The organism is Mesorhizobium sp. ES1-3, from assembly GCF_020164795.1.
In the GTDB taxonomy this organism is placed as follows: domain Bacteria; phylum Pseudomonadota; class Alphaproteobacteria; order Rhizobiales; family Rhizobiaceae; genus Mesorhizobium.
In genome coordinates this window covers 206432-218811 of the sequence record NZ_JAIUGW010000002.1, presented here as the reverse complement: position 1 = coordinate 218811, position 12380 = coordinate 206432, and the positions used below count along the sequence as shown (strand labels likewise).

Genomic DNA, 12380 nt, shown 5'->3' with positions numbered 1-12380 from the left:
AAAAATGGCGCGGAACCCGGTCAGGTTCCGCACCAGCAGGCAGTCGGGAGGTCAGATGGTTTTCGCCGACATTTGCGCAGCGATGTAATCGGCCTGGCGGATCGCCAGCGACACGATTGTGAGGGTCGGATTCTCGGCGGCACCCGTGGTGAACTGGCTGCCGTCCGACACGAACAGGTTCTTGATGTCGTGCGTCTGGCCATGCTTGTTGACGACGCCGTCGGCCGCCTTCTCGCTCATCCGGTTTGTGCCGAGATTGTGGGTCGAGGGATAGGGTGGCGTCGGGAAGGTGCGCGTGGCGCCGACCGCATCGTAAAGCGCCGAGGCCTGCTTGTAGGCATGGTTGCGCATCGCCGTGTCGTTGGGATGGTCGTCGAAATGCACATCGGCGATCGGCATGCCGTGCTCGTCCTTCTCGTCGGCATGCAGTGTGATGCGGTTCTCTTCGCGCGGCATGTCCTCGCCGACGATCCACAGGCCGGCCATGTGGTCGTAGTGGTCGAGTGCGGTGGTGAACGACCTACCCCAGCTGCCTGGGTCGAGGAAGGCAGCCATGAACGGCAGCCCGAGCGAAAGCGTCTCGAACTCGTAACCGCCGACGAACCCTCGCGATGGATCATGGCGAGCCTCGTCGCGGATGATACCGGCCATGGTGGTGCCGCGATACATGTGCACCGGCTTGTCGAAGATCGCATAGACCGATCCCGTCGTATGACGCATGTAGTTCTTGCCTACCTGCCCCGACGAATTGGCAAGGCCGTGCGGGAACTTGGCCGATTGCGAATTGAGCAGCAGGCGCGGGCTCTCGATCGAGTTGCCGGCGACGGCGACGATGCGGGCCTTCTGTTCCTGCAGCTTGCCGTCCTTGTCCGCATAGACGACGCCGGTGACCTTTCCCGAGGCGTCATGGTTGATCTTGATCGCCATGGCGTTCGGCCGGACTTCGAGATGGCCCGTCGCCTCGCCCTTGGGGATTTCGGTATAGAGCGTCGACCATTTGGCGCCCCATTTGCAGCCTTGAAAGCAGAAGCCGGTCTGCTGGCAGGAATTGCGGTCATCGCGTTCGACCGAATTGATCGCCATGTTGCCGGTATGGCACTCCTTGTAGCCGAGCTTGTCGGCACCAGCCTTCAGCACCTTGAAATTGTTGTTGCCCGGCAGCCGCGGCCAGTCATTGGTGCCGGTGACGCCCATCTTGGCCTCCGCCTTGGCGTAGTAGGGCCCCATTTCGGCGAGCGTCACCGGCCAATCCAGAAGATTGGCGCCGTCCAGCTTGCCGTAGGTCGACAGCGTCTTGAACTCATGCTCCTGGAAGCGCAGCGAAGCGCCCGCCCAGTGGGTGGTCGAGCCGCCGACAGATTTGACGATCCAGGCCGGCAGGTTGGGAAAATCCTTGGCCACGCGCCAGTCGCCGGAGGTGGTGCGCTTGTCCTTCCAGGCGAGCTGGGCGAACGAATCCCACTCGTCGTTGATGAAGTCCTCATATTCATGGCGGGCGCCGGCCTCGAGGATGACGACGTCGATGCCCTTCTGCGCCAGTTCGTTGCCGAGCGTGCCGCCGCCGGCGCCGGAGCCGATGATGACGACCACGCCATCGTTTTTCAGGTCAAATGCTGCTGCCATGGTTTCCTCCCATGAAATCAATTGAATGCGGTTGCGCGCAGTGAGGTCAGAGCCATTCGATGTCGCTGAAACCGCGCGCGATATAGCCGCCTTTGGAGTAGGATTCGCCCTCGTAGCCGAAGATCGGCCAGACCTCCTTCTGGTTATAGAGGCTGACGACGAGGCCGCCGCGCACCGCCTGAAAGAAAGGCGAGCTCTCGATGTCCCGAAGCAGCGCCACACGTTGCTCTTCCCAGCCGAGCCCGCGATAACCGCCCTCGCCGGCTCTCTTGTCGAGATCGGCGATGCCGTTTTCGATCAGCTCCTTGTGAGCCGGGTCCTTGGCGGCCATCTCGTCATGGCCCTTGACCGCGACGGCGTAGTACTTGTCGGGAACCTGATCATGCGGATAGACGTCGCGCGCCATCTGGATCAGCGTCGCCATCGTCTCGGGCTTCAGAGACGAGGTTTCGAGTCCCCAGGCGTGTTCTGGGCTGATAACGGCACTGCCGGCAATGACGAGCAGCGCGCCGATACCACTGCGTTTCAAGAGTTCGCGACGTGAAAGTCCGGGCTTTCCGTCATAGATCGTGACCATATGTTCCTCCCTGCTTGCTGTTCGCACCGCCGAGGGTGCCGTTGCTGGAGCCGCGCCGACCCGCGCAGCCGGTTGTCCCCTATTGGAAGCGCCCTCCGCGCTGTAGGACCTCGATCTTGTAGCCGTCGGGATCCTCGATGAAGAAGAAGCGGGCGATGAGCGCACCTTCGCGATTGAATTCGACGATCTTCTTCGGGTTGAGGCCGAGCGCGCCGAGCCGGTCGTGCTCGCTGTCGAGATCGGCGACCGAGACTGCTAGGTGGCCATAGCCGTCGCCCAGCACATAGGGCTCCTGCCGCCCCTTGTTGACGGTCAGTTCGACCTCGAAAGGTACATCGGCATTGCCGAGGTAGACCAGCGTGAAGGTTTCGAAATCCAGCCGTTCGGCGACCTCCAGGCCGAATGCCTTGGTGTAGAAATCGATGGAGCGGGCATCGTCGAGAACCCGGATCATGGTGTGGATTGCCTTCGCCAAATCAGACTCCGCAGCTTCGTGCTTTCGAGGGTGATTATGCGCGCCTGCGAAGAAAGGTGGTGGCAGCCGATTACCACGCATGAGATTGGAAAAACCGATATGTCCCCATCCTAAGGACGAAAGTCTGCTTGCCGTTGACGACCGTCCGGTCGATGATGAAACCGCAGGCAGTGTTCAAAAGGCACCGACCGCCCGTCGGTGCCCAAGACCAACAAAAACGGGAGGTAACGATGTGCAGAGTCTTTGCCGCACAGGATCCGGAAGGCTATCGCCAGATCAACCGGTCGATCCGCATCGACGGACATTCGACCAGCATTCAGCTCGAGGCCACGTTCTGGGCCTTGCTTGACGAAATCGCGGAAAGCCAGAATCTGACAACGCCGAAGTTCATCTCGAAGCTCTACGACGAAGCGATCGAGATCAACGGCGAAATCCCGAACTTCGCGTCGATGCTGCGCACCACTTGCGCACTCTATCTGCGTGGCCACCGGCCATCCATGGAGGAGGTGCTGAAGCGCGAGGCCGCCTAGCGCCCTGCCGTGGCAATTTCGAGCGCCAGGCGGCTCATGTCGGTGAAAAGTTCCTGGCGTTCGGAATAGGCGGTCGGTTCGCCGGTGACCAGATCGTCGACGACGGTCAGCAGCGACAATGCCCTCGCGCCGAAATGCGCCGAGATGCGATAGAGAGCGCTGGTTTCCATGTCTACGGCCAGCGCTCCGAGCGCCCTTACGTCGGCATAGCGGACGCGTGCTTCAGGATGGTAGAATACGTCGGTGCAGGCTGTCAGGCCGGCGTGGTGATCGATGCCGAGTTCGGCTGCCTTGACCAATGCGCAAGCGAGCAGCGCTGGATCCGGGCCGACATCAGCATCGTAAAGGCCAAAGACGCGACCGCTCTCGGTGTTTTCAGGCCGCGCCGATTGCGAGATCACAAGGCTGCGAAGCTTTGCCTCGGGGCTCAGGGTACCGCAGGTGCCGGTGCGGATCAGTGTTCGGGCGCCATAATACTCAAGCAATTCATGCGCATAGATCAGGAACGACGACACGCCGATTCCTGTCATCTGAATGCTGACAGGCTTGCCGCGAAACGAACCGGTAAAACCGAGCGCACCGCGTCGGCGATTGACGCAACGCGGCGCGTCCAGGAATGCCTGCGCCATCCACTCCGCGCGCTGCGGGTCGCCCGGCAACAATACCGTGTCGGCGTAGTCGCCTTTGCCTGCCTCGATGTGTGGCGTCAACAGCTGCTCCCCCGAGCCCGCCTGCCGTATTGCCAATAATCATGGCGTTGTTACGGCGTTGTGCAAGGGCGCAGCATCAGAAATACCTAAGCTTCAAGCACATCCTTCACGATCGTGGCCAGTTGCTTGAGCGAGAACGGCTTTGGCAGGAAGCCGAAATGCGCCTCCGCCGGCAGGTTCCTGGCGAACGCGTCCTCGGCATAGCCGGAGACGAAGACGAACTTGATGTCCGGCTGACGTTTGCGCAATTCACCGAGCAGCGTCGGCCCGTCCATTTCCGGCATCACCACGTCGGAAACGACGATATCGACCTTGCCGCCGAGTGCTTCGAACACTTCCAGCGCCTCGACGCCCGAGGACGCCTCGTGAACGGTGTAGCCGCGCGAGGTCAGCGCCCGCATGCCGCCCATGCGCACCGCGTCCTCGTCCTCGACCAGCAGCACCGTGGCCGACCCGGACAGGTCCTTGGCATTGTCGACCGGTTTGACCGGTGCCGCGGCCGGCGCTTCGCCGGGTTCGGCTGCTTTTTTCGCTTCAGCGACGTGACGCGGCAGGAAGATGCGGAAGGTCGATCCCTTGCTGAGTTCGGAATCACAGAAAATGAAACCGCCGGTCTGCTTGATGATGCCGTAGACCATGGACAGGCCAAGGCCCGTGCCCTTGCCGACCTCCTTGGTGGTGAAGAACGGCTCGAAGATCTTCTTCAGCACGTCGGGCGCGATGCCGCTGCCGGTATCCTCGACTTCGACCACCACATAGTCGGCGGCTGCAAGTTCGCGATAGGGAAAGGTCTTGCACTCCTCGGCGGTCACGTTGCGGGTGCGCACCGTAAGATCGCCGCCGGCCGGCATCGCGTCGCGCGCGTTGACCGCCAGGTTGACCACCACTTGCTCGAACTGGCCGATATCGACCTTGACCGGCCACAGGTCGCGGCCATGGTCGATCTTGAGCTTGATGTCGTTGCCAACGAGGCGGGCAAGCAGCATCCTGAGATCGGCGAGCACGTCGGTGAGGTTCAGCACTTCCGGCCGCAGCGTCTGCTTGCGCGAGAAGGCCAGCAACTGTCTCACCAGGGAGGCCGCGCGATTGGCATTCTGCTTGATGTTCATGATGTCCGGGAAGGACGGATCCGACGGCCTGTGATTGGTCAAAAGCAGGTCGGATGCCATGATTATGGCGGTCAGCACATTGTTGAAGTCGTGCGCGATGCCACCGGCGAGCTGGCCGACGGCCTGCATCTTCTGGCTTTGCGCCATCTGCCCTTCGAGCGCCTTCTGCTCGGTCGTCTCGACAGCGTAGACGATGGCCGATTCCTCGGCTCCTTCGCCGCCCGTGCCGTCGGCGACGGCGTTGACGTAGAAACGGATATGCCGCTCTTCATTGCCGGGCAGAACGGTGTCGATCGGATCGATATCGGCCTGCCGCTGCCGGGCTTTCTCGAACGCGGCGGCAAAGGCCGGCCGGTCGCGATCATGGATTACCGTGTCGAGCCGCACACGGCGATCCACGGCATCGCGGTCGACGACCGAGGAAAACAGCGACAGGAATGGTGCGTTGGTGCGCAGGATGCGCCCGCCGGCATCGACGCCGGCGATCGCCATCGGTGTCGAATTGAAGAAGCGGGTGAAGCGCACTTCCGAAGCCCGCAGATCGGCCGAGGCATCCTCGCCTTGCGTGCGGTTGAGCACGATCGTGCGCGTCGGCCCGCCGACACCTTCGCGGCTGGCGGACACGCGATGCATGAAGCGTACTGGCAGCGCCTCGCCGGTCATCGTCGTCAAGTCGAGATCGATGACCGCATTGCGCGTCGTTCCGGGGTCCGCCTTGACGGAGCGCACAAGCGCCATGCCGTCGCCGGCAACGATATCGGGCAAGGTGACGGCTCCGGGCGTGAAGCTGGCAAGGTCGATGCCCAGCCATCCGGCGAGCGTGGCGTTGATGTAGGTGACGCGGCCGTCCTGGTCCGCCGAAAAGAAACCGGCCGGTGCGTGGTCGAGGTGATCGATGGCTTTCTGCAGGTCGAGGAAGAAACGCTCCTGCTCGGCCCGCTCCTGCGAAATATCGGCGAGCTGCCATGCCAGCATCGGCAAGCGCTGGCCCGGAACGCTGAATGTGCGTGCGCGTGCCCGGTACCAGCGGGCGCCCGGTTCGGCGCCGGGCCGGATCGATTGCGCGAGCCGGAACTCGCCATCGCCCGGCTGCCCGTCACGCAATCCCGACGCCAGCCGATAGATGGTCACCGAGGCCTCGGGGACATCCGAGAGCAATCCTTCGACCGTCTTCAGGTCGGCAGCCGAGGCGGCTCCGGTCATATCGGCATAGGCTCGGTTGGCGTAGATGACGCGGCCCTTGGTGTCCGTGACCAGCAGGCCTTGCGACATCGAATCGACGAAAGCCTTGGACAGTTCGTCACCCGTCGAGCGCGGTGTGATCTGCACAAAGCCGATCGCGGTCGCGAACAGGAAGCCGACGCCGATCATCGCCAGCACGCCGAGCATGCCAAGCAGGAAGGGATCGCCGAGGCGCTCGCGGAAAAGGCCGAAGACGACGGCCGCGCCCGTCAGGACGACGATGAAGATGATCAGCCGGGTGACTGCGCCCGGCCGCGTATTCTGGTCGACGATCGGTATCGGATAGAAATCGGCGCGCGCTTCCTTGGCCATATGCCCCCTGCTCGTGAAATCCGAGTTTCCGACACCCGCCCCTAATGCATATCGCCCAAAAGTGACTTCGGTTTCGGGAAAACGACAAGCATGAAAAACAAGGACCTAAAGCGCGTCGCATGAATCCGTTTCAGCGCGACGCGCTTTAGCCGGTTGAATCACATTCTCCTAGTCCGGAAAAGGCCCGGGCGGCAAATGTCGGATAAAAATGATGTCGGCCGGCCTTCGAGTGTTTCAAGCCTGTTCACGATGCGTGAAAGGCAACTTGCCGTGGCCAGTCGCAACGGTCTAGTGTCGCGTCACTTTCCAAAACCGATCAGGGGAAACCAATGCAGTGGCTGGATAGCGTGGCGGGTCCCGGTTATGCGGCGGCACTCCTGTGGACTTTCGCGGCGCTGATCCTGCTGGTCATCGTTCTCATCATCGTCAGGCTCGTGCGCAACCTGACCTTCGGCACGTTTGTCGCCGGCGGCCGCAACCGCAAGACGCGGCTCGCTGTCATGGACGCCACCGCCGTCGACAGCCATCGCCGACTGGTGCTGGTGCGACGCGACGACATCGAACATCTGCTTCTGATCGGTGGCCCGACCGACGTCGTTGTCGAACGCGACATCCGCCTCGCCGCGCCGCGCCGTCCGGCGTTGACCGGAGATGGCGGCCTGCAGCCCGTCCCGGCGGCCGCGGCCCCGGCCGCGAAGCCGCGGCCGCCGCAGCCCGCTCCCGCGCCTCCCCGACAAGCACCCGCACCGCAGCCGGTGGCAGGGCCCGCCCGCCAGCGTCCGGCTGCGCCACCACCGGCGCCCACGCCCGCGCCGAAACCAGCGACGCAAAACTACCAGTCGACCAATGTCACGCCGCTGCCTGCCTATGGCTCCGCCAACACCAATGGCGCCAGGCAAGCGCCACCGCCTCCGAGGCAGGACAGCATAGACGACACGCTGATGAAGGAGCTCGAGGTTTCGCTGGACCAGCCCCGGTCCGGCGCCTCGACAGGCAAACCGGCGGCCAAGGCGCCGCCGTCGCTCGACGATGAAATGACCAGGCTTTTGGGCGAACTCTCGAGCCAGAAGAAATGATTTGCACCTGGACCGCCCGCCAGTGAATTGAACTGGTCGACGTTCAAGCGCGCTTGGCCTGTTGAAGTGCGCGGCGACATCGAACAAAAATGGCCGGAAAACCGGCCATTTGGAAATCAATGCGGAGGCGATCTATCAGTCGTCGCGATAGACTTTTTCACGGCGCTCGTGCCGCTCCTGCGCTTCGATCGACAAGGTAGCGATCGGGCGCGCGTCGAGCCGCTTCAACGCGATCGGCTCACCGGTCTCCTCGCAATAGCCATAAGTGCCTTCGTCGATGCGCTGCAGCGCCGAATCGATCTTTGAGATGAGCTTCCGCTGACGGTCGCGGGCCCTGAGCTCGATGGCGCGGTCGGTTTCCGAAGAGGCGCGGTCGGCGAGGTCGGGATGGTTGGCGTTTTCCTGCTGCAGGATTTCGAGGGTTTCGCGCGCTTCGCGCAAGATGTCATTTTTCCAGGTGACGAGCTTCAGGCGGAAGTAGGATTTCTGCCGTTCGTTCATGAACGGCTCGTCTTCGGAGGGTACGTAATCGGCGGTAACGATGTCGTTCATTCGACTCACCCAACTGCCCCAAATTTGGCGCCTATATATTCGTCGCCTGACGCCTGTACAAGCGCAATCAGCGGCTGTCTCACGCAATTGTTAAAGTGCGTCCGCAGCCTTCTCCGGAGGGGGATGGGTCTGTTTTGATGGCGAAAGTAGGACGATCTTCACCGCTCGCCCCGCAAGTGATTCGCCGCGCTGAAGAGCGCGCGCCATTGTGCGTGAAGCTTTTCTCGTGGCTAATCGCGGCGGGACATCGGCTCTCGGGCGTCATTGGAGGTTGGGTGAGCAGGCTTTATCTGTTGCGACACGCCAAGGCCGGCTGGGCCTTGCCGGGCATGCGTGATTTCGATCGTCCACTCGACGCATCCGGCCGCGCCGATGCCGAAAAGATGGGGACCGCGATGCGATCCCGTTCCTATGTGCCGGACCTGACGCTGTGCTCCAATGCCAAACGCGCCAGGGAAACGCTCGAGGGGCTGGCCAGCAAGACAGACACGGGCAAGGTGCTGTTTTTCGACTCGCTCTACAGCGAAGACGCGGCCGGCTATCTCCGGCTCGTCCAGGATCATGGCGGATCCGGCTCATTGCTGGTCATAGGCCACAATCCGATGACGGAGGATCTCGCCATGGCGGTTTCTGGCGATGGTGGCGAGACGGCGCGGGCAATGCTCAATCATGGCTTTCCGACCTCGGGCCTCGCGGTCGTCCGTTTCCCCGGCAACCTGGCGAAAGCGGCCCAGGGAGCGGGCTATCTCGAAGCGTTCCTGACACCGGTCGATCTCTGATGCCGATTTCCGGCGCCATTTCAAAGCCGGGTTCCAGCGCCTATATCGAGCGGACGCAAGTCCGAGAGATCATATTTTGGCATCATCGCTGACCACCTTCACCGACGAGGCAAGAATTGCCCTCGACACATTGTCGGGACGTGCCACCGGACTTTTTTCTCCATCGCTGCGTTTGGGTGTCACGGGTCTCTCCCGCGCCGGCAAGACCGTCTTCATTTCGGCCTTCGTCCACAATCTGATCCACGGCGGACGCCTGCCGCTGTTCGAGGCGCAGAAATCGGGGCGTATCGCGCGCGCCTTCCTCGAACAGCAGCCCGACGACGCCGTGCCGCGTTTTCAGTACGAGGACCACATCGCCGCTTTGGTCAACGATCGCGTCTGGCCGGACTCGACCCGCGCCATTTCGGAGCTGCGGCTGACGATCGAATATGAATCGGCCTCCGGCTGGAGCCGCATGTTCTCGTCAGGCAAACTGTCGGTCGACATCGTCGATTACCCCGGCGAATGGCTGCTCGACCTGCCGCTGCTCGGCAAATCCTTCGCCGATTTTTCGCGCGAGGCCCTCGAAATGGCCACGCTGCCGGTGCGCGAGGACCTTTCGCGGGACTGGCGAGCGATCTTGGAGGAAATCGATCCGAATGCCGACGCCGACGAAATGACGGCACGCCGACTGGCTGAAAGCTTCGCCGCCTACCTCAAGGCATGCAAGCTGGACGAGCGGGCGCTTTCCACCTTGCCGCCCGGACGCTTCCTGATGCCCGGCGACCTCGAAGGCTCGCCCGCGCTGACCTTCGCGCCGCTGGCAGGCCTCGGCGACAGGCGCGCGCGCAACGGTTCCCTGTACGCCATGATGGAACGACGCTACGAGGCCTACAAGACACATGTCGTCAAACCGTTCTTCCGCGAGCATATCACCCGTCTGGACCGCCAGATCGTGCTCATCGACGCCATGCAGGCGCTGAACGCCGGGCCTGGTGCCATGGCCGACCTGGAGCGCGCGGTCACCGAGATCCTGAGCTGTTTCCGTCCCGGCCGGGGCAGCTTCCTCACCGACCTTTTCTCCCGGCGTATCGACCGCATCCTGGTTGCAGCGACCAAGGCCGATCATCTGCATCACGAGAGCCATGACCGGTTGCAGGCGATCGTGCGGCGCCTTGCCGACCGCGCCGTGGCGCGGGCGAATTTCACTGGCGCCGATGTCGACGTGGTCGCCATGGCGGCGATGCGCGCGACCCGCGAAGGCACCGTAAAGCAGGGCCGCGAAACATTGCCTGTCATCATCGGCACGCCGATGGCCGGCGAGAAGATCAATGGCGAAACATTCGACGGAAAAACAGAAACAGCTATATTTCCTGGAGATTTACCGGAAAACATTGATGCTGTTTTCGACCTTTCGGGGCCGGACCACAGGCAGGACTCCACGGACCCGGCAATCCGCTTCGTCCGGTTCCGCCCGCCGAAACTCGAACGCACGGCCGAAGGTGTCACGCTGTCGCTGCCACATATCAGGCTCGACCGCGCCTTGCAGTTCCTGATCGGAGACCACCTGGCATGACTGCGCCCCGCAAACCGGCGGCATTCCGTATCGAGCAGGAAGCCGCGCCGAAACAAAACGCGCCACAAGCACGCCAGGCCGAACCGTCGCGCAGACCGCGCCCGATGAAGGCCGATGTGGCGCTGGTCATCCCGGCGGAGGTCGACGTCTTCGACGAACCGGACATGATTGCCGCCGAGCCGCCGCCGTCGATCGCCCCCAGAAAGCGCTCGGTTCTCGGCAGCATCTTCTTCGGCGCCGCCGGCGTGCTGGTTTCGCTGGCTGTCGGCCTGTGGACCGACCAGCTGATACGCGATCTCTTTGCCCGCGCCGAATGGCTGGGCTGGCTGGCCGCCGGCATGGCGGCGATTGCGCTGCTGGCGCTTCTGGTGATCCTGATACGCGAATTCCTGGCGATCGCCCGCCTCGCCGAGGTCGAAAAGCTGCAGAAGCGCGCGCTCGATGCCACCGCGCGCGACGATCCGAAGGCAGCACGCGCGGTGGTCGACGAACTGTCGGCCTTTGTCGCGGCCAAGCCCGAGACCGCGGCCGGCCGGCGCGCGCTGGCCGAATTGCGCGGCGAGATCATCGACGGCGCCAATCTGGTGCGCCTGGCGGAAGCGGAAATCCTCGGTCCCCTCGATGTCAGGGCCAAGGTGATGATCCTCGAGGCCGCCAAGCGCGTCTCTCTGGTGACGGCGGTCAGCCCGCGCGCGCTCGTCGATGTCGCCTATGTCGTCTTCGAGGCCGGGCGCCTCATCCGCCGGCTGTCGGAACTCTATGGCGGACGGCCCGGAACGCTGGGTTTCTTCCGCCTGGCGCGCAGCGTGCTGGCGCATCTGGCGGTCACCGGTTCGATCGCCGTCGGCGACAGTTTTGTCCAGCAGATCGTCGGCCATGGCCTGGCGGCGCGCCTTTCGGCCAAGCTCGGAGAGGGCGTCGTCAACGGCATGATGACGGCGCGCATCGGCATCGCGGCGATGGAAACGGCGCGCCCCCTGCCCTTCAGCGCCGCCAGGCGCCCGGGACTGGGCGACTTCCTCGCCGCACTGACATCGTTCGCGACCAAGAAAGACGCCGAAACAGCCGGTCCCGGCAAATAGCGTCCGGCTCTTTGGGACGGTGCTCGGATTGCGGTTTCGAAGGCTCCCGGTGACGAAGCATTAACCAATCTTCTTCATGGTCAAACCGGTTTCAAACAGCCTCGTTGTTGCCGGGTGTCGTCGATGAAAAGCGTAATTCTGTCCAGCATCCTGCCCCTGGTGGCGGCGATCACAGCGGTCGCCGGTATTGCCTCCGGGGCTTGCGCCGGAGAGCCGGACAAGCAGTTTTTCCAGTCAGCCGAAGGCAAATGGGTCGGCCCCGGCGAAATCGTCGCCGGCAAGTACAAGGGTACGAAATTCAACTGCAGCTTCACCGGCTCCACGCCCGACGGCAAGATGGGCATGACGCTTGACGGCGGTTGCCGGGTCGGCGTGTTCACCCAGCCGATGTCGGCCAGGATCGAGCGCAAGGGCCGCGACTACAAGGGCTCCTTCATGGGTGGCTCGGCCGGCGCCGGGCTCGATATCATCGGCGGCAACGTCGTCGACGCCCGCAAGGTGGTCTTCACCATCAACCGCAACCAGCTGCGCGGCGTCATGCAGGCACGCATTCCCGACGACAATTCGATGACGGTGACGGTCGCCGTGCGCGTTCAGGACCAGTTGGTGCCGGTCATCGGTATGAGCCTGAAGCGGGTCGATGCCGTCGAAGTCGGCTCCATCGCGCCGAACTGAGCACACCCCGCCTCTATTTCTTTACGAAATTCCGGACACTTTTCTTGGAATTGCTCGAAATACCCCCACAAAGCAAAGAGGCG

12 protein-coding genes are annotated in these 12380 nt (G+C 63.0%); 6 read left to right on the top strand and 6 right to left on the bottom strand.

Annotation, left to right across the window (positions count from 1 at the left end):
* Nucleotides 1-51: 51 nt before the first annotated feature.
* The 3 genes from LB536_RS04065 to LB536_RS04055 form a co-directional block, all read right to left on the bottom strand.
* Complete coding sequence (locus tag LB536_RS04065) at nucleotides 52-1623, bottom strand: GMC family oxidoreductase (RefSeq protein ID WP_224590205.1); 1572 nt, start codon at nucleotides 1621-1623, stop codon at nucleotides 52-54.
* Between the two features lie 46 nt (nucleotides 1624-1669).
* Nucleotides 1670-2200 carry a gluconate 2-dehydrogenase subunit 3 family protein gene (locus LB536_RS04060; RefSeq protein ID WP_224590204.1) on the bottom strand — a complete coding sequence of 177 codons (531 nt, stop codon included), beginning with the start codon at nucleotides 2198-2200 and terminating at the stop codon, nucleotides 1670-1672.
* 79 nt (nucleotides 2201-2279) lie between these two features.
* Complete coding sequence (locus LB536_RS04055) at nucleotides 2280-2675, bottom strand: VOC family protein (RefSeq protein WP_224590203.1); 396 nt, start codon at nucleotides 2673-2675, stop codon at nucleotides 2280-2282.
* Between the two features lie 230 nt (nucleotides 2676-2905).
* Here LB536_RS04055 and LB536_RS04050 point away from each other — a divergent pair, with 230 nt between their 5' ends.
* Complete coding sequence (locus tag LB536_RS04050) at nucleotides 2906-3205, top strand: ribbon-helix-helix domain-containing protein (protein ID WP_140701458.1); 300 nt, start codon at nucleotides 2906-2908, stop codon at nucleotides 3203-3205.
* Here the strand turns inward: LB536_RS04050 and LB536_RS04045 are convergent.
* Both LB536_RS04045 and cckA read right to left on the bottom strand, forming a co-directional pair.
* Nucleotides 3202-3915: a DeoD-type purine-nucleoside phosphorylase gene (locus LB536_RS04045; protein ID WP_224590202.1), complete on the bottom strand. Its 714-nt coding sequence runs from the start codon at nucleotides 3913-3915 to the stop codon at nucleotides 3202-3204. The two genes, LB536_RS04050 and LB536_RS04045, sit on opposite strands and share 4 nt — an antisense overlap.
* A gap of 86 nt (nucleotides 3916-4001) precedes the next feature.
* Nucleotides 4002-6578 (bottom strand): cell cycle histidine kinase CckA, encoded by a 2577-nt coding sequence (gene cckA, locus LB536_RS04040; protein WP_224590201.1) that lies wholly within the window; start codon nucleotides 6576-6578, stop codon nucleotides 4002-4004.
* Between the two features lie 329 nt (nucleotides 6579-6907).
* Between cckA and LB536_RS04035 the strand changes: the two genes are divergently transcribed.
* A complete protein-coding gene (locus LB536_RS04035; protein WP_224590200.1) occupies nucleotides 6908-7654 on the top strand; it encodes a flagellar biosynthetic protein FliO in 747 nt (248 codons plus the stop codon).
* A gap of 135 nt (nucleotides 7655-7789) precedes the next feature.
* On the opposite strand, the gene dksA is transcribed toward LB536_RS04035, so the two are convergent.
* Nucleotides 7790-8206, bottom strand: a complete 417-nt coding sequence (gene dksA, locus LB536_RS04030; protein WP_006202025.1) for an RNA polymerase-binding protein DksA — start codon at nucleotides 8204-8206, stop codon at nucleotides 7790-7792.
* Nucleotides 8207-8481: 275 nt separating this feature from the next.
* Between dksA and LB536_RS04025 the strand changes: the two genes are divergently transcribed.
* The 4 genes from LB536_RS04025 to LB536_RS04010 all read left to right on the top strand — a co-directional run bounded on the left by LB536_RS04025 (nucleotide 8482) and on the right by LB536_RS04010 (nucleotide 12297).
* Complete coding sequence (locus LB536_RS04025; RefSeq protein ID WP_224590199.1) at nucleotides 8482-8985, top strand: SixA phosphatase family protein; 504 nt, start codon at nucleotides 8482-8484, stop codon at nucleotides 8983-8985.
* 76 nt (nucleotides 8986-9061) lie between these two features.
* On the top strand, nucleotides 9062-10540 hold the full coding sequence (locus tag LB536_RS04020) for a YcjX family protein (RefSeq protein WP_224590198.1): 1479 nt from the start codon (nucleotides 9062-9064) through the stop codon (nucleotides 10538-10540).
* The gene (locus LB536_RS04015) at nucleotides 10537-11622 is read left to right on the top strand and encodes a YcjF family protein (protein WP_224590197.1); all 1086 of its coding nucleotides are present in this window, start codon (nucleotides 10537-10539) and stop codon (nucleotides 11620-11622) included. The genes LB536_RS04020 and LB536_RS04015 overlap by 4 nt, the downstream gene beginning before the upstream one ends.
* 123 nt (nucleotides 11623-11745) lie before the next feature.
* Complete coding sequence (locus tag LB536_RS04010) at nucleotides 11746-12297, top strand: hypothetical protein (RefSeq protein ID WP_224590196.1); 552 nt, start codon at nucleotides 11746-11748, stop codon at nucleotides 12295-12297.
* The last annotated feature ends 83 nt before the right edge of the window (nucleotides 12298-12380 follow it).

Bases quoted from the DNA above. Each gene is read 5' to 3' on its own strand.
- LB536_RS04065 (WP_224590205.1), bottom strand. From the start codon at position 1,623: ATGGCAGCAGCATTTGACCTGAAAAACGATGGCGTGGTCGTCATCATC.
- LB536_RS04060 (WP_224590204.1), bottom strand. From the start codon at position 2,200: ATGGTCACGATCTATGACGGAAAGCCCGGACTTTCACGTCGCGAACTC.
- LB536_RS04050 (WP_140701458.1), top strand. From the start codon at position 2,906: ATGTGCAGAGTCTTTGCCGCACAGGATCCGGAAGGCTATCGCCAGATC.
- cckA (WP_224590201.1), bottom strand. From the start codon at position 6,578: ATGGCCAAGGAAGCGCGCGCCGATTTCTATCCGATACCGATCGTCGAC.
- LB536_RS04035 (WP_224590200.1), top strand. From the start codon at position 6,908: ATGCAGTGGCTGGATAGCGTGGCGGGTCCCGGTTATGCGGCGGCACTC.
- dksA (WP_006202025.1), bottom strand. From the start codon at position 8,206: ATGAACGACATCGTTACCGCCGATTACGTACCCTCCGAAGACGAGCCG.
- LB536_RS04015 (WP_224590197.1), top strand. From the start codon at position 10,537: ATGACTGCGCCCCGCAAACCGGCGGCATTCCGTATCGAGCAGGAAGCC.
- LB536_RS04010 (WP_224590196.1), top strand. From the start codon at position 11,746: ATGAAAAGCGTAATTCTGTCCAGCATCCTGCCCCTGGTGGCGGCGATC.